Source organism: Enterobacter sp. JBIWA003 (assembly GCF_019968825.1).
GTDB classification, from domain to species: Bacteria; Pseudomonadota; Gammaproteobacteria; order Enterobacterales; family Enterobacteriaceae; genus Enterobacter; species Enterobacter quasiroggenkampii.
In genome coordinates, this window is record NZ_CP074170.1 from 343,618 (window position 1) to 360,568 (window position 16,951).

15 protein-coding genes are annotated in these 16,951 nt (G+C 57.4%); 10 read left to right on the top strand and 5 right to left on the bottom strand.

The window, feature by feature from the left end; genetic code table 11:
• Positions 1 to 22: 22 nt before the first annotated feature.
• From KGP25_RS01640 to psiE, 4 genes are all read left to right on the top strand, one after another.
• Positions 23 to 661 (top strand): YjbF family lipoprotein, encoded by a 639-nt coding sequence (locus KGP25_RS01640; protein ID WP_024906676.1) that lies wholly within the window; start codon positions 23 to 25, stop codon positions 659 to 661.
• Positions 658 to 1,395, top strand: coding sequence for a capsule biosynthesis GfcC D2 domain-containing protein (locus KGP25_RS01645; protein ID WP_223539870.1), 738 nt, complete (start codon positions 658 to 660; stop codon positions 1,393 to 1,395). The genes KGP25_RS01640 and KGP25_RS01645 overlap by 4 nt, the downstream gene beginning before the upstream one ends.
• Entirely contained in the window at positions 1,395 to 3,491 is a 2,097-nt protein-coding gene (locus KGP25_RS01650) for a YjbH domain-containing protein (protein WP_023345255.1), read from the top strand. The genes KGP25_RS01645 and KGP25_RS01650 overlap by 1 nt, the downstream gene beginning before the upstream one ends.
• Before the next feature lie 193 nt (positions 3,492 to 3,684).
• Positions 3,685 to 4,095 (top strand): phosphate-starvation-inducible protein PsiE, encoded by a 411-nt coding sequence (psiE, locus tag KGP25_RS01655; RefSeq protein WP_000202963.1) that lies wholly within the window; start codon positions 3,685 to 3,687, stop codon positions 4,093 to 4,095.
• A 97-nt stretch (positions 4,096 to 4,192) separates the two neighbouring features.
• Here the strand turns inward: psiE and malG are convergent, their stop codons facing one another.
• From malG to malE, 3 genes are all read right to left on the bottom strand, one after another.
• A complete protein-coding gene (gene malG / locus KGP25_RS01660) occupies positions 4,193 to 5,083 on the bottom strand; it encodes a maltose ABC transporter permease MalG (RefSeq protein WP_008500077.1) in 891 nt (296 codons plus the stop codon).
• Positions 5,084 to 5,097: 14 nt separating this feature from the next.
• Complete coding sequence (gene malF, locus KGP25_RS01665) at positions 5,098 to 6,642, bottom strand: maltose ABC transporter permease MalF (RefSeq protein ID WP_223539871.1); 1,545 nt, start codon at positions 6,640 to 6,642, stop codon at positions 5,098 to 5,100.
• A gap of 120 nt (positions 6,643 to 6,762) precedes the next feature.
• The gene (malE, locus tag KGP25_RS01670) at positions 6,763 to 7,953 is read right to left on the bottom strand and encodes a maltose/maltodextrin ABC transporter substrate-binding protein MalE (protein WP_045909150.1); all 1,191 of its coding nucleotides are present in this window, start codon (positions 7,951 to 7,953) and stop codon (positions 6,763 to 6,765) included.
• A gap of 370 nt (positions 7,954 to 8,323) precedes the next feature.
• On the opposite strand from malE, the gene malK reads away from it, so the two are divergent.
• The 5 genes from malK to ubiA all read left to right on the top strand — a co-directional run bounded on the left by malK (position 8,324) and on the right by ubiA (position 13,457).
• Positions 8,324 to 9,433, top strand: coding sequence for a maltose/maltodextrin ABC transporter ATP-binding protein MalK (gene malK, locus KGP25_RS01675; protein WP_008500080.1), 1,110 nt, complete (start codon positions 8,324 to 8,326; stop codon positions 9,431 to 9,433).
• Positions 9,434 to 9,504: 71 nt separating this feature from the next.
• On the top strand, positions 9,505 to 10,830 hold the full coding sequence (locus KGP25_RS01680; RefSeq protein WP_074168353.1) for a maltoporin: 1,326 nt from the start codon (positions 9,505 to 9,507) through the stop codon (positions 10,828 to 10,830).
• A 112-nt stretch (positions 10,831 to 10,942) separates the two neighbouring features.
• The gene (malM, locus tag KGP25_RS01685) at positions 10,943 to 11,896 is read left to right on the top strand and encodes a maltose operon protein MalM (protein WP_048030189.1); all 954 of its coding nucleotides are present in this window, start codon (positions 10,943 to 10,945) and stop codon (positions 11,894 to 11,896) included.
• A gap of 180 nt (positions 11,897 to 12,076) precedes the next feature.
• Complete coding sequence (gene ubiC, locus KGP25_RS01690) at positions 12,077 to 12,574, top strand: chorismate lyase (RefSeq protein WP_021242729.1); 498 nt, start codon at positions 12,077 to 12,079, stop codon at positions 12,572 to 12,574.
• A gap of 13 nt (positions 12,575 to 12,587) precedes the next feature.
• Positions 12,588 to 13,457, top strand: a complete 870-nt coding sequence (gene ubiA / locus KGP25_RS01695; protein WP_063622879.1) for a 4-hydroxybenzoate octaprenyltransferase — start codon at positions 12,588 to 12,590, stop codon at positions 13,455 to 13,457.
• Between the two features lie 89 nt (positions 13,458 to 13,546).
• Here the strand turns inward: ubiA and zntA are convergent, their stop codons facing one another.
• Together zntA and KGP25_RS01705 are read right to left on the bottom strand one after the other, a co-directional pair.
• Positions 13,547 to 15,718 carry a Zn(II)/Cd(II)/Pb(II) translocating P-type ATPase ZntA gene (gene zntA / locus KGP25_RS01700; RefSeq protein WP_223539872.1) on the bottom strand — a complete coding sequence of 724 codons (2,172 nt, stop codon included), beginning with the start codon at positions 15,716 to 15,718 and terminating at the stop codon, positions 13,547 to 13,549.
• Between the two features lie 76 nt (positions 15,719 to 15,794).
• On the bottom strand, positions 15,795 to 16,421 hold the full coding sequence (locus KGP25_RS01705; RefSeq protein WP_045909154.1) for a lysoplasmalogenase: 627 nt from the start codon (positions 16,419 to 16,421) through the stop codon (positions 15,795 to 15,797).
• 129 nt (positions 16,422 to 16,550) lie between these two features.
• On the opposite strand from KGP25_RS01705, the gene KGP25_RS01710 reads away from it, so the two are divergent.
• Positions 16,551 to 16,910: a DUF2500 domain-containing protein gene (locus tag KGP25_RS01710; RefSeq protein ID WP_048030196.1), complete on the top strand. Its 360-nt coding sequence runs from the start codon at positions 16,551 to 16,553 to the stop codon at positions 16,908 to 16,910.
• Positions 16,911 to 16,951: the final 41 nt, after the last annotated feature.

A 16,951-nucleotide genomic window follows, 5' to 3' on the forward strand; every position in this document is an offset into this window, starting at 1 on the left:
TTCGCCCCTTCGGAGAAGAGTCGTGAAGCGACCTGCAATCATTCTGATTTGCCTGCTGCTGCAGGCGTGCTCGGCCACCACTAAGGGGCTGGGAAACTCACTGTGGGAAAGCCTGTTCGGCACACCGGGCGTGCATCTGACCGATGACGAACTTCAGAACATGCCCTATGCCAGTCAGTACATGCAGCTTAACGATGGCCCGCAACTGTTTGTGGTGCTCGCTTTCGATGAAAACGGGCAGCAGAAATGGGTGACGCAGGATCAGGCCACCATCGTGACGCAGCATGGCCGTATCGTGAAAACCCTGTTGGGCGGCGATAACCTGCTGGAGGTGAATAATATCGCCGACGACCCGCTGATCAAGCCGAACCAGATCGCCGACGGCGCAGGCTGGACGCGCACGATGGGCTGGACCGAACACAAGCAGGTGCGTTACGCCACGGCACGCTCGACCTTCCGCTGGGACGGCACCGACAGCGTGAAAGTCGGCAGCGACGAAACGCAGGTTCGCGTGCTGGATGAAGAGGTCACCACCGACCAGGCCACCTGGCATAACCGCTTCTGGATCGACGAGGAAGGGCAGATCCGTCAGTCCTTACAGTATCTCGGTGCCGGTTTCTTCCCGGTCAAAACCACCCTGATCAAGGCGGCGAAATCATGAAAACGCTCATTCACGTTGCGCTTATCGCCAGTTTTGCCGCGCCGCTGGCATGGTCCGCCGGGACAGTAAAGGTCTACACGTCGGACAGTGAAAAACCCAAAACCTTAACCCACGCCGAACACCTGCTCGATCTTGTCGGACAGCCAAGGCTCGCCAACAGCTGGTGGCCAGGCGCGGTCATCGCTGAACGGCAGAAGACCGTGGAAGCGGAACAGCAGCACAAGGCGCTTCTTGCCAGGCTAACGGGACTCGCGGAACAGGAAGATGGCGACGACGCGGCGGCCATTAATAGCGTCCGTCAGCAACTGCAGGCGCTGAAGGTGACGGGCCGACAGAACGTCAATCTTGACCCGGATGACGTGCGCGTCACGGAAAACGGCAACCCCACGCTGGAAGGGGACTATACGCTCTGGCTTCCGGCGAAGCCGACGACGGTGACCGTGATGGGGCTTATCAGCAGCCCGGGTAATAAGCCCTTTACCCCCGGTCGTGACGTGGCGAGCTATCTCGACGAGCAGAGTCTGCTGAGCGGCGCGGATAACAGCTATGCCTGGGTGGTTTACCCTGACGGCCACACGCAAAAAGCCCCTGTCGCTTACTGGAATAAGCGTCATATCGAACCCATGCCGGGCAGCATTATTTTTGTCGGTTTTGCCGACCATTTCTGGACGAAGGCGTATGACGGGCTTAACGCCGATATCCTTCACTCCCTGATTCAGCGGATACCGGAATAATGAAAAGAACCTATCTCTACAGCATGCTGGCGCTCTGCGTGAGTGCCGCCTGCCATGCAGAAACGTATCCGGCACCCATTGGCCCGTCTCAGTCAGACTTCGGCGGCGTCGGTTTACTGCAAACGCCCACCGCGCGTATGGCGCGTGAAGGGGAAATTAGCCTTAACTACCGTGATAACGACCAGTATCGCTACTACTCGGCGTCGGTGCAGCTGTTCCCGTGGCTTGAAACCACCCTGCGCTATACCGACGTGCGGACGAAACAATACAGCAGCGTCGAGGCGTTCTCAGGCGATCAGACCTACAAAGATAAAGCCTTCGACGTCAAGCTGCGCCTGTGGGAAGAGAGCTACTGGATGCCGCAGGTCTCTGTGGGCGCCAAAGATATCGGCGGTACCGGCCTGTTTGACGCGGAATACATCGTGGCCAGCAAGGCCTGGGGACCGTTCGACTTCTCGCTCGGTCTGGGATGGGGCTATCTCGGCACCAGCGGCAACGTGAAAAACCCGTTTTGCTCCTACAGCGATAAATACTGCTACCGCGATAACAGCTACCAGAAAGCGGGCTCCATCAACGGTGACCAGATGTTCCATGGTCCGGCGTCACTGTTTGGCGGCGTTGAATATCAGACGCCCTGGCAGCCATTACGCCTGAAGCTGGAGTACGAGGGGAATGACTACTCGCAGGACTTCGCCGGGAAGATTGAGCAGAAGAGCAAGTTTAACGTCGGCGCCATTTATCGCGTCACCGACTGGGCCGACGTTAACCTCAGCTACGAGCGCGGCAATACGGTGATGTTTGGCTTCACGCTGCGCACCAACTTTAACGACATGCGGCCGCACTACAATGATAACGCGCGGCCTGCATACCAGCCGGAGCCGCAGGATGCGATTCTGCAGCACTCCGTGGTGGCAAACCAGCTGACGCTGCTGAAATACAATGCCGGTCTGGCGGATCCGAAAATTCAGGTGAAAGGCGATACGCTGTATGTCACCGGCGAGCAGGTAAAATACCGCGACTCGCGTGAAGGGATCGAACGCGCCAACCGGATCATTATGAACGATCTCCCGGACGGGATCCGCACGATCCGCGTGACGGAGAATCGTCTCAATCTGCCGCAGGTGACGACGGAAACGGACGTTGCCAGCCTTAAGCGCCACCTGGAAGGCGAACCGCTTGGGCATGAAACCGAGCTGGTGCAAAAACGCGTTGAGCCGATCGTGCCGGAGACCACCGAGCAGGGCTGGTATATCGACAAGTCGCGCTTCGATTTCCATATCGATCCGGTGCTGAACCAGTCCGTCGGCGGGCCGGAAAACTTCTACATGTATCAGCTGGGCGTTATGGCGACGGCGGATCTGTGGCTCACCGACCACCTGCTGACCACCGGCAGCCTGTTCGGCAACATCGCCAACAACTACGACAAGTTCAACTACACCAATCCGCCAAAAGACTCGACGCTGCCGCGCGTGCGTACCCGCGTGCGTGAGTACGTGCAGAACGATGCCTACGTGAATAACCTGCAGGCCAACTACTTCCAGTACTTCGGCAATGGCTTCTACGGCCAGGTGTACGGCGGGTATCTGGAAACCATGTACGGCGGTGCGGGGGCAGAAGTGCTTTATCGTCCTGTCGACAGCAACTGGGCGTTCGGGATTGATGCCAACTACGTCAAACAGCGTGACTGGCGCAGCGCCCAGGACATGATGAAGTTCACCGACTATAGCGTCAAAACCGGCCACCTGACCGCCTACTGGACGCCGTCGTTCGCGCCTGACGTGCTGGTGAAAGCCAGCGTCGGCCAGTACCTGGCGGGCGACAAGGGCGGCACGCTGGACATCTCCAAACACTTCGACAGCGGCGTCGTGGTGGGCGGCTATGCCACCATCACCAACGTCTCGCCGGACGAGTACGGGGAAGGAGACTTCACCAAAGGGGTTTACGTGTCGATTCCGCTGGATCTGTTCTCATCCGGTCCAACCCGCAGCCGCGCGGCCATTGGCTGGACGCCGCTGACGCGCGACGGCGGTCAGCAGCTTGGACGTAAGTTCCAGCTGTATGATATGACCAGCGATAAGAACATTAACTTCCGCTGATGCCCCTCACCCTAACCCTCTCCCCAAAGGGGAGAGGGGATCGCTCGGTGCTGTCTTTTCCCCCTCGCCCCTTTGGGGAGAGGGCCGGGGTGAGGGGAATCCTCTCCGGTGCGCTAAACATAAACAAAAAATATAGATCTCCGTCACATTTTTGCGTTATACAGAAACCTCGCCCTGGAGAATGAGGTGCTGTATGACATCCCTGACTCGCCCGCGCGTTGAGTTTATCTCAACTATCCTCCAGACCGTGCTGAACCTCGGTCTGTTGAGCCTTGGCCTGATACTGGTCGTCTTTTTGGGTAAGGAGACGGTGCATCTGGCGGATGTGCTGTTTGCCCCTGAACAAACCAGCAAATATGCGCTGGTGGAAGGACTGGTGGTCTACTTTCTCTACTTTGAATTTATCGCCCTGATTGTGAAGTATTTTCAGTCCGGCTTTCACTTCCCGTTGCGTTATTTTGTCTACATCGGGATCACCGCGATTGTGCGGCTGATCATCGTCGATCATAAATCCCCGCTCGACGTGCTGATCTACTCGGCGGCGATCCTGCTGCTGGTGATCACCCTCTGGCTGTGTAACTCGAAGCGGCTGAAGCGAGAATAAAAAAATGGCGCTCCGAAGAGCGCCTAACAACAGTCACAAGTTGGGTCAATACAATACGTCTAAAGTTGAGGGTTGCAGTGGCATAACAAAATGAAACTTAACCTTTCACACCGCCCGCCGTCAGGCCGTTGACCAGCCAGCGCTGCGCCAGCAGGAACACCACAGTAATCGGGATGGCAGAGAGTACGGCCGCCGCGGCAAAGTCGCCCCACAGGTAGTTTTGCGGGTTGAGGTATTGCTGCATACCCACGGCCAGGGTGTAGCTGTTCACATCACGCAGTAACAGTGAGGCAACCGGTACTTCGGTGATCGCAGCGATAAACGACAGGATAAACACCACCGCCAGAATCGGCACCGACAGCGGCAGCAGCACCAGGCGGAACGCCTGCCACGGGGTAGCCCCATCCAGCGCGGCCGCTTCTTCCAGCGAACCGTCGATGGTTTCGAAATAGCCTTTAATGGTCCACACATGCAGTGCGATACCGCCAAGGTAGGCGAAGATCACGCCACCGTGGGTGTTCAGACCGATAAACGGAATGTACTGGCCCAGGCGGTCAAACAGGGCGTACAGCGCCACCAGCGACAGCACCGCCGGGAACATCTGGAAAATCAGCATCCCTTTCAGCAGCGTCGCTTTGCCCGGGAAACGCATACGGGCAAAGGCGTAAGCGCAGGTGGTGGACAGCGCCACGATACCGATCGCGGTAATGCCTGCGATTTTCACCGAGTTCCACAGCCACAGCAGCACCGGGAACGGCGGTGGCGTGACGCGGCCATCCGCGTGCTCCACGCTGAAGCCCAGCGCGAGCTTCCAGTGCTCCCAGGAGATTTCGTCCGGGATCAGGCTCCCGGTGGCAAAGTTACCCGAACGCAGGGAGATGGCGATTACCATCAGCAGCGGGAACATGATCGCCGCGATAAAAATCAGCAGGCCTAAATGCGTCGCCAGGAGGCGCAGTTTCTGAGATTTGGGTTGTACCATAGCCATGTTCAGTGCCCTCCTTAGTCAAATTTCATACGCGTGGCTTTCAGGTTCACTATCGCCAGTGCGCCTACCAGCAGGAAGATCAGGGTGGCAATCGCCGCCGCCAGACCGAAGTCCTGACCGCCGCCGCCTTCGAAGGCGATACGGTAGGTGTAGCTCACGAGCAGGTCGGTATAGCCTGCCGGCGTGGTGGTGCCCAGGCGGTCCGGGCCGCCGTTGGTCAACAGCTGAATCAGCACGAAGTTGTTAAAGTTAAAGGCGAAGCTGGCAATCATCAGCGGGGTGAGCGGCTTGATGAGCAGCGGCAGCGTAATCTTAAAGAAGTTCTGGAACGGGCCCGCACCGTCCATCGCCGAAGCTTCGTACAGGTCATCCGGGATGGCCTTCAGCAGCCCCATGCACAGGATCATCATGTACGGATAGCCCAGCCAGGTATTCACGATGATGATCATCGAGCGGGCGGTAGTTGGGTCGCTGAACCAGGCCGGTTTGATGCCGAACAGGGCGCTCAGCATCATGTTGATTTCACCGAAGCTCTGGTTAAACAGCCCTTTGAAAATCAGAATTGAGATAAACGACGGCACGGCATACGGCAGAATCAGCAGCACGCGGTAGATCGCTTTGCCCTTCAGGGATTCCCACTGGACAAGACAGGCCAGCACCATGCCCACGGCCACGGTGAGGATCACGGTCAGTACGGAGAAGACCACCGTCCAGACGAAGATGGCGAAGAACGGTTTCTGAATGCCTTCGTCGGTAAACACGCGGGTAAAGTTGTCCCAGCCGATGGTGACGGTGTAGCCCGGGCTGAGCTTATCATCACCCCATTTGCCGTCGGCAGTAATGGACTGATAGAAACCAATGTCTTTATTCGGACGATATTTCACACCGCTCTGGTTGTTGGTCAGCGTGCCGTCATCCGCCAGGGTATAGAGCGGTTGGGTGCCTGAGAACTGGCGCAGCGAGCTCATGATCACTTTGCTTTCGTCCGGCAGCACGGCGGTGAGCTGGGTCAGCGCCTGACGGTTCTGGGTAATGACGCGCAGGTTGGCACGTTCACCTTCCGGCAGGGCTTGCGCCTCTTTTAAGGCCAGCTTCTGCTCGCCGCCAAATTTGAAGGCGTCAGAGACATAGTATTTCCCGCTTGCTTCGTCAGTGAGCGCTAACTTCCACTCATTGCCTGCAGGATAGAGGCCGAAGTTAAAGGTCTTGCCTGCCTGGTATGAGCGGTCCAGCAGGACCTGCTGCGCGCGTTCCTGCGCAAGCTGGTTGGTGCTGCTGTAGTTGGTAAACGCAATAGCGACGGTACAAATCAACGGGAACAGGACAAACAGCCCCATCCCGGCCACTCCAGGGTAGACATAGCGCCAGGCGTAGGCTTTACGGTTGGCGAAAATATACAGGCCAGCAGAGCTTAAAATCAGCGTCATGATGGCGAACAGATATTCCCCTTGTACGTACATTAAAACAACAAGGTAACCCACCAGCAGGCACAGCAGACCGATCGCTGACCACTTCAGCGCGTCGCTTTGCCACCAGCGTTTCTTTTTAATGACATCCATGGGGTTCTTCCTCTACAACGATGGAATCTTATCGTCAGGTGGCGCTGCGCTTACCTGACCTACGGATCGTGCCGTAGTCGTAGGGCGGGTAAGCGCACGCGCCACCCGCCGTTTTTCTGCTTACTTAGTAATACGACCCTGAGCATCTTTCAGCGCGGCATCAACGGTCTGGCGACCGCTTGCAGCGTTGATAACCGCGGTACGGGTCGCGTACCAGAATGCGGCCATCTGTGGGATGTTCGGCATGATTTCGCCTTTCTGGGCGTTATCCATGGTGGCCGCGATACGTGGGTCTTTCGCCAGCTGATCCTGGAAAGATTTCAGCGCGACGGCGCCCAGCGGTTTGTCCTTGTTCACTTCATCCAGACCCTGATCGGTCAGCAGGTAGTTTTCGAGGAACTCTTTCGCCAGCTCTTTGTTCGGGCTGGCAGCGTTGATGCCTGCGCTCAGCACGCCAACAAACGGTTTAGACGGCTTGCCTTTGAAGGTTGGCAGCAGCGTCACGCCGTAGTTGATTTTGCTCTTATCGATGTTGGTCCAGGCCCACGGACCGTTGATGGTCATCGCGGTTTCACCTTTGTTGAACGCCGCTTCCGCGATGGAGTAATCGGTATCCGCGTTCATGTGTTTGTTCTTGATCAGGTCAACCAGGAAGGTCAGACCCGCTTTCGCACCTGCGCTGTCGACGCCCACGTCTTTCACGTCGTATTTGCCGTTTTCAAACTTGAATGCGTAACCGCCGTCGGCAGCAATCAGCGGCCAGGTGAAGTACGGCTCTTGCAGGTTGAACATCAGGGCGGATTTACCTTTCGCCTTCAGCTCTTTATCCAGTTTCGGGATCTCTTCCCAGGTTTTCGGTGGGTTAGGGACCAGGTCTTTGTTGTAAATCAGAGACAGGGCTTCGACCGCGACAGGGTACGCGATCAGCTTGCCGTTATAGCGAACGGCATCCCAGGTGAACGGGAACAGTTTGTCCTGGAACGCTTTGTCCGGGGTGACTTCAGCCAGCAGGCCAGACTGCGCGTAACCGCCGAAACGGTCATGCGCCCAGAAGATGATGTCCGGGCCGTCGCCGGTTGCCGCAACCTGCGGGAATTTCTCTTCCAATTTGTCCGGATGCTCTACGGTCACTTTGATGCCGGTGTCTTTCTCGAATTTTTTGCCCACTTCGGCCAGGCCGTTATAGCCTTTGTCGCCGTTAATCCAGATAACCAGTTTGCCTTCTTCAATTTTGGCGAGCGCCGGTGCGGAAATCATCATTGCTGCGAGGGCGGACAATGCGAAAACGCGTGCGCCAGTCTTGATATTCATATCTGCCATCCTTTTTGGTGATGTCTCGTGGTATGACTTCAGTGGTTCAACGTGACTCAGTCTCCTTATTTGACATCCTCTTTCCATCCTCCCAACCCCTACGCCCCACCCCCCGTTTGTGTGATCTCCGTTGCATAAATTTAAGTTATGAGTGCTGGCGCACATAAAAACGCACTGAATTTTGCAGGCGGCTTCACGAATTTTGCCCTGGCCCGCCCGTGCAGGTCGCAGAGCCTGCTCTCTCATCCTCCCGCCTCCTCCCCCATAAAAAAGCCGGGGGGTGGAGGATTCGGGAAAGTAATGGATACCCCATAGTGAACTTATCTTGAATGTTTCTGTCGGTGACAGGTTGTAACGAAGGGAGAAGGGCATGGCGAGCGTACAGCTGCGTAATGTAACGAAAGCCTGGGGTGACGTTGTGGTGTCGAAAGACATCAATCTGGACATCCACGAAGGTGAATTCGTGGTATTTGTCGGCCCATCAGGCTGCGGTAAATCAACTCTGCTGCGTATGATTGCCGGTCTTGAAACCATCACCAGCGGCGACCTGCTGATCGGTGATACCCGAATGAATGACATCCCGCCTGCCGAACGTGGCGTAGGCATGGTGTTCCAGTCTTATGCCCTCTATCCCCATCTTTCCGTCGCCGAGAACATGTCTTTTGGTCTGAAGCTGGCCGGCGCGAAGAAAGAGGTCATTAACCAGCGCGTGACGCAGGTGGCGGAAGTGTTACAGCTGGCGCACCTGCTGGAGCGTAAGCCGAAAGCGCTTTCCGGCGGTCAGCGTCAGCGTGTGGCGATCGGCCGTACGCTGGTTGCCGAGCCGCGCGTCTTCCTGCTCGATGAACCGCTTTCCAACCTGGATGCCGCCCTGCGCGTCCAGATGCGTATCGAAATCTCCCGTCTGCACAAGCGTCTTGGCCGCACGATGATTTACGTCACCCACGATCAGGTCGAAGCGATGACCCTCGCCGACAAAATCGTGGTGCTGGATGCCGGTCGCGTGGCGCAGGTGGGCAAACCGCTAGAGCTGTATCACTACCCGGCAGACCGCTTTGTTGCGGGCTTCATTGGCTCGCCAAAGATGAACTTCCTGCCCGTCAAAGTGACCGCGACAGCCATTGAACAGGTACAGGTGGAGCTGCCAAACCGCCAGCAGGTCTGGCTGCCGGTCGACAGCGCCAACGTACAGGTGGGGGCAAACATGTCCCTCGGTATTCGTCCTGAGCATTTACTGCCGAGCCACATCGCCGATGTGACGCTGGAAGGTGAAGTTCAGGTCGTCGAACAGCTTGGTCACGAAACACAGATTCATATCCAGATCCCCGCCATCCGTCAGAACCTGGTCTACCGCCAGAACGACGTGGTGTTGGTAGAAGAGGGTGCCACATTCGCTATCGGCTTGCCGCCAGAGCGTTGCCATCTGTTCCGTGAGGATGGCACTGCATGTCGTCGGTTGCACAAAGAGCCAGGCGTTTAAGCAATCCCAAAAGAAGACACGAAACCGACAGGTGAAGTGTTCAAAGAAAAGCAATGATCTCAGGAGATAGAATGATGATTACTCTGCGCAAACTTCCTCTGGCAGTTGCCGTCGCAGCGGGCGTAATGTCTGCTCAGGCAATGGCCGTGGATTTCCATGGTTATGCTCGTTCCGGTATCGGCTGGACGGGGAGTGGCGGCGAACAACAGTGCTTCCAGGCAACCGGTGCTCAAAGTAAATACCGTCTGGGTAACGAATGTGAAACCTATGCGGAACTGAAGCTGGGCCAGGAAGTGTGGAAAGAAGGCGACAAGAGCTTCTACTTCGACACCAACGTAGCGTACTCCGTGGCGCAACAGAACGACTGGGAAGCCACTGATCCGGCGTTCCGTGAAGCCAACGTGCAGGGTAAAAACCTGATTGAGTGGCTGCCAGGTTCCACCATCTGGGCCGGTAAGCGCTTCTATCAGCGTCATGACGTCCACATGATCGACTTCTACTACTGGGATATTTCAGGTCCTGGTGCGGGTATCGAAAACGTCGATCTGGGCTTCGGTAAACTGTCTCTGGCCGCGACCCGTTCTCAGGAAGCGGGTGGTTCATACATCTTCACCAGCAACGATATCTATCATAACTTCAAAGACACCGCTAACGACGTCTTCGATGTGCGTTTAGCGCAGATGGAAATCAACCCGGGCGGTACGCTGGAGCTGGGTGTTGACTATGGCCGAGCTAACAAAACTGACGGTTACAGCTTCGCTGACGGCGCATCTAAAGATGGCTGGATGTTCACCGCTGAACATACCCAGAGCATGCTGAAAGGCTACAACAAGTTTGTTGTCCAGTACGCTACCGATGCAATGACCACTCAGGGCAAAGGTATTCCGCAGGGTTCCTTCACCGGCAACAACTATGACAAAGACGCTGAAATTGGTGTTGTAGACAACAAGATCAACAACAACGGCTCTCTGGTTCGTATTCTCGACCACGGTGCGATCTCTCTGGGTGACAGCTGGGATCTGATGTACGTCGGTATGTATCAGGATATCGATCGTGACGACAACAACGGTACGACCTGGTACACCGTGGGTGTGCGCCCAATGTATAAATGGACGCCAATCATGAGCACCTTGCTTGAAGTGGGCTACGACAACGTTAAGTCGCAGAAAACTGACGATACCAACAACCAGTACAAAATTACCCTTGCACAGCAATGGCAGGCCGGTGACAGCATCTGGTCCCGTCCAGCGATCCGTGTCTTCGCAACTTACGCGAAGTGGGATGAGAAATGGGGTTATGACAACGGCATTGCAAAAAGCGATACCAAAGCCACAACCTACAGCCGCGGTGACAACGACGAGTGGTCCTTCGGCGCCCAGATGGAAATCTGGTGGTAATACCGTCTTAACCTGACGTAATGACCAAACTGAGGGGCGCAAGCCCCTCAATCCTTGGGACGGCGCGCTATTGCCTGGCTACCGCTGACCTGTGCATTTTGAGGTGATAACAATGAAAATGAACAAAACTCTCCTTGCCCTTTGTTTATCCGCAGGGCTGCTGGCGAGCGCGCCTGCAGTAACGCTCGCTAATGTGAATTTCGTTCCGCAAAACACAACATCCGCGCCGGCCATACCGGCCGCAGCGTTGCAACAGCTGGTCTGGACGCCTGTCGATCAATCTAAAGCCCAAACGACCCAGCTCTCGACGGGGGGACAACCACTTAATGTTCCGGGCATCAGTGGCCCGGTGGTCGCATACAGCGTGCCCGCTAACATTGGCGAACTGACGTTAACGCTCTCCAGTGAAGTCAATAAACAGACCAGCGTCTTTGCACCGAACGTGCTGATTCTTGACCAGAACATGACGCCTTCTGCATTCTTCCCGAGCGAATACTTTACCTATCAGGAACCCGGCGTCATGAGCGCAGACCGCCTGGAAGGGGTAATGCGCCTGACGCCGGCGCTGGGTCAGCAGAAAATTTATGTGCTCGTCTTCACCACGGAAAAAGATTTGCAGCAAACCACTACGCTGCTTGATCCCGCTAAGGCCTATGCCAAAGGCGTAGGTAACGCCGTGCCGGATATTCCGGACCCGATTGCCCGCCATACCACTGACGGCCTTGTGAAGCTGAAAGTGTCGACCAGCAGTGCGTCCAGCGTCCTGGTTGGCCCGCTGTTTGGCTCCTCCGGTACCGGCCCTGTCACGGTAGGTAATACCGCTGCGCCTGCCTATACCGCACCTGCTGCCACGACAGCCGCACCGGTAGCGACCGCAGCGCCAGCCCCGGCGAAGAAAGCGGAGCCGGTACTGAACGACACCGAAGAATACTTCAACAATGCCATCAAGCAGGCGGTGAAGCGCGGCGATGTCGATAAAGCGCTGAAACTGCTTGATGAAGCCGAACGTTTAGGTTCAACCACTGCCCGTTCCACCTTTATCAGCAGTGTAAAAGGCAAGGGGTAACCGTTTCCCCGCAGTGCTGATTTGTTAGTCGTTTGGTGCGCCTGAGTGGGCGCACTTTTTTTCGTCTCCGCCGGGCTGTTGCACTCTTGTTGCGATCGTGATCGTTAAATAACGTTTGGCCCCCCTCAATCCGTGTTTCTGCGATACAATGCCATTACGTTATGTATCGGAGAGTCTGGCATGTCACACCCTGCGCTAACGCAACTGCGTGCGCTGCGCTATTTCGACCAAATACCTGCGCTTGATCCCCAGCAACTGGACTGGTTGCTGCTGGAAGATTCCATGACGAAACGTTTTGAGCAGCAGGGAAAAACGGTCACGGTGACCCTGATTCAGGAAGGGTTTGTCTCCGGCGATGAGATCGCCAACGAGCTGCCGCTGCTGCCGCACGAGCCACGTTACTGGCTGCGTGAAATTTTACTTTGCGCTGATGGCGAGCCATGGCTTGCCGGGCGGACGGTGGTGCCCGAGTCCACTTTGTCCGGGCCAGAACTGGCGCTGCAACGTCTGGGGAAAACGCCGCTGGGGCGTTACCTTTTCACCTCGTCTGAGCTTACCCGGGATTTTATTGAGATTGGTCGTGATGCAGAACTGTGGGGGCGTCGTTCCCGCCTTCGCCTGAGCGGTAAGCCGTTAATTCTGACGGAGCTTTTTTTACCGGCATCGCCGTTGTACTAAGAGGAAGAAAAAAATGGAGTGGAGCCTGACGCAGAATAAGCTGTTGGCGTATCACCGCTTAATGCGTACCGATAAACCGATTGGCGCGTTGCTGCTGCTGTGGCCGACCCTATGGGCGCTATGGGTTGCCACGCCGGGCGTGCCGCCGCTGTGGATCCTTGGCGTGTTCGTGGCTGGCGTCTGGCTGATGCGCGCGGCGGGCTGCGTGGTCAATGATTATGCCGATCGTAAATTCGACGGCCATGTAAAGCGTACTGCCGGTCGTCCGTTACCCAGCGGGCAGGTCACCGGGAAAGAAGCCCGCGTGCTGTTCATCATTCTGGTGCTGCTCTCTTTCCTGCTGGTGTTAACCCTCAACACTATGACCATTTTGCTTTCCGTCGCGGCCCTGGCCCTGGCCTGGGTTTATCCGTTTATGAAGCGCTATACCCACCTGCCTCAGGTGGTGCTCGGGGCGGCGTTTGGCTGGTCGATTCCGATGGCGTTTGCGGCAGTTAGTGAGTCCTTACCGCTCAGCTGCTGGCTGATGTTCCTGGCGAACATACTTTGGGCGGTGGCGTACGACACGCAGTACGCGATGGTTGACCGCGATGACGACCTGAAAATTGGCATCAAATCCACCGCCATCCTCTTTGGCCGTCAGGACAAGCTGATTATTGGTATCCTGCAGGTCGCGGTACTGGCGCTGATGGTGGCGATCGGTCGCCTGAACGGGCTGAACTGGGAGTTTTACTGGTCCGTGCTGGTGGCGGGGCTGCTGTTTGCCTACCAGCAAAAGCTGATTGCGAAGCGCGAACGCGACGCCTGCTTCAAGGCGTTTATGAACAATAACTACGTCGGTCTGGTGCTGTTTTTAGGGCTGGCGATGAGCTACTTCATCTAAAAAAAGCCGGGTGGCGGCTTCGCCTTACCCGGCCTACGATTTAGCAGGATATGTAGGCCCGGTAAGCGTCAGCGCCACCGGGCGTTTTTTTACCGGCGACGCAACAGCCGGAGCGCGTTCGCCGTCACCAGCACCGTCGCGCCGGTATCCGCCAGCACCGCCAGCCACAGCCCGGTCATGCCCAGCAGCGTGGTCACCAGGAAAATTCCCTTCAGCCCCAGCGCGATGCCGATGTTCTGACGGATATTGGCCCGCGTCGCGCGCGCAAGATCGATCATCTGCGCCAGCCCGGTCAGGCGGTTGTGGGTCAGCGCCGCGTCAGCCGTTTCCAGCGCCACGTCGGTCCCGCTGCCCATCGCAATACCGATGGTGGACGCTTTCATCGCCGGGGCATCGTTAATCCCGTCACCGACCATCGCCAGCGGCGCCTGAGCATTCAGTTCCGTCACCGCGCTGACCTTATCCGCCGGCAGCAATCCGGCTTTAAACGCCAGCCCCAGCTCACCGGCAATGGCGGCGGCCGCGCGCGGGTTATCGCCGGTGAGAATCACGCCCTGCACGCCCAGCTGATGGAGCGCTGCCACGGCCTCTTTTGCGTCATCGCGCAGGGTATCGCGCAGCGCCAGCATCCCTTTTGCGGTGCCGTCCTGCATAACGGTCACGACAGTTTGTCCGGTCTGTTCTAACGCCTCCACCTCTGGCGTAGAAGACTTGCCCGCCGCGACAATCAGTACCTTTTTACCGTCAACGGTGGCCTCAATCCCTGTCCCGACCAGCGCCCGCTGGGCAGTTGCCGGAGGGATGTTCAGCCCGCGCGACTGCGCTTCTCGCACAATCGCCTGCGCCAGCGGGTGAGTGGACCCCTGCTCAACGGCGGCGGCCAGGGTCAGCAGTTCATCTTCACTGATGTCCTGCGGATACACGCCGGTCACCTGCGGCTTGCCCACGGTCAGCGTACCGGTTTTATCAAAAGCGATATGCTGGACCTGGCTTAGCTGCTCCAGCGCCGCGCCGCCCTTAATCAACGCCCCGCGACGTGCCGCCGCCGCCAGCCCGGAGGTAATCGCCGCCGGGGTGGAAATGACCAGCGCGCAAGGACAGCCGATCAGCAATAGCGTCAGCCCTTTATAAATCCACCCCTCCCACGGCGCGCCAAAGAACAGCGGCGGAACGACGGTAACCAGCAGGGCAACCAGCATAATGGCGGGCGTGTAGATGCGGCTGAAGCGGTCGATAAAGCGTTCGACTGGCGCGCGGCGCTCTTCGGCCTCTTCAATCAGCTTCAGGATACGATCGATGGCACTGTCGCCCGGCTCGGAAAGCACGGTGAGCTGCACCAGACGGTCGACGCTGGTGGCGCCTGCAGGCACTTTTTCACCCGCCTCACGTTCAACCGGAATGGATTCGCCGGTCAGGGCGCTTTCATCAAAGCTCGCGGTGGCGGTAAGCAGCGCACCGTCTGCAGGCAAGCGTCCGCCTGCCGCGACTTCAATCACGTCGCCCGGACGAAGGGTCGTGATGGCGACCGTTTCACGCGTGCCGTTTACCACGCGCGTGGCGGTTTCCGGCTTCAGCGCCATCAGCGCGCTGACCCCTTTGCGCGCCCGGCTGGCTGCCCAGCCCTCAAGGCGTTCACCGATTAAGAACAGCAGCAGCACCATCGCCGCTTCTGCCGTCGCGCCAATAAACAGCGCGCCGATGGCCGCCACGCTCATCAGCGTTTCGATGGCAAACCAGCTGCCGCTTTTCATCAGGCGCAGCGCCTGACGGGCAATCGGGAACAGACCGACCAGCGTGGTGGCGATAAACGCCAGGTTGCCGAACGGATGGTTAATCTGTTCCAGCCCCCAGCTCAGGGCCATCATGATGATGAGGGTGATGAGCGGCAGATTTTCCCGCAGGGATGACGTTTTTTCCGCGGGCGCGGCTTCGCTACGTAGGCTGTAACCCGCCTTGCTTACCGCGGCTTCAACCTGTTTGCTGACGTCGTTTTCGGCGCTTACCAGCAGCTTTTCGGTGGCGAACAGCACCTGAACGTGGCTGACGCCCGGCACCTGCTTCACCGCATTTTCTACTTTACGGGCGCAGGCGGCGCAGTCCATGCCGTTAACGACCCAGCTGTAGCGGTTGCCGCTTTCGGGCAGCATTTCCGTTTGCGTTTCGCACGCGCCTTCGCAGCAGCAGTCGTCTTGCGGCGGAACCGGACTGAGCTTAAGCGCCGAGAATTGAGGAACTTTTTTGGGTGTTTCTGGAGTCGACATGGCAGTCTCCGGCAATGATAATTTTCTCATTAACCGCAGCATACACTCTGGAGTCGACTCCAGAGTCAAGCGTTATTTAGATATACAGCGAACGCACAATCAGGAAGTGCCCGGCAAAGTAACAGGCGGCGGCAATCGCGTTATCCGCCCGGAAACGGCGGCGATAGTGGCTGCCCAGCCACACGATATTCCCAATCAGCAGCAGCGCGGCGCCGAAGAATGCGGACATTGCCGGAGCGGTCGGACGGAAGAACCACAGTTCACCTGCCAGCCATACCATCACCAGGGTCATGGCGATAAACGTGCAGACCGGCAAACGCATCTCTTCCAGACGCGACCAGATCACCGCGATCAGCAGGGCGCCAATCACCAGCAGGACCAGCGGCAGCGGCCAGAAGAAAGAGAGCGTCATCTGGCTGGCGAAGTAGATGGTATACAGCAGGTGCGACAGGAAAAATGCCCCTACGGCATACAGCAGGCGCTGGCGCGGCAGCAGGGTCAGGGCGTCGCCAATCAGAGAGGCGCACAGCCCGGCGAGCACCAGATAGCTGACGGCATTGAACATCGGCGCTTGCCAGGCCAGCAGCAACAGGAGCAACAGCGTGACCGGTTTAAACAGCCAGCGCTGCCAGGTGGGACCACGGTACGACGCATCGACATAAAGCCATGCGGAAAAACAGACAGCGATAAATGACCAAAGCATATTAACTCCCTGTATCTGTTAAGTCTGAATAATCAGTTTCTGATCCAGTGTAGTGACGCGGGCGGGCGTTTGGCAATGCCGGGGAAGGCAGGGTATCCTGAATTCCGCATAATCTGATGGGATTGTAGAATGAGCAAGATGCCGCTGTTTTTCATTATCGTGGTGGCGATTATCGTCATTGCCGCCTCGTTCCGCTTCGTGCAGCAGCGCCGCGAGAAGGCGGATAACGATGCCGCACCGCTGATGCAAAAGCGCGTGGTGGTGACGAACAAACGCGAAAAACCGCTCAATGACCGCCGCTCGCGCCAGCAGCAGGTGACGCCTGCGGGCACAACAATGCGCTATGAAGCGAGCTTTAAGCCGGAAACGGGCGGCCTGGAGATGACCTTCCGTCTGGAGGCGCAGCAGTACCACCAACTGACGGTAGGAGAGAAAGGAACGCTGAGCTACAAAGGGTCGCGATTCGAAGGGTTTGCACCGGAGCGGTAACGCCGGGCGGCACTGCGTTTGCCCGGCCTACAGGGTTTCGT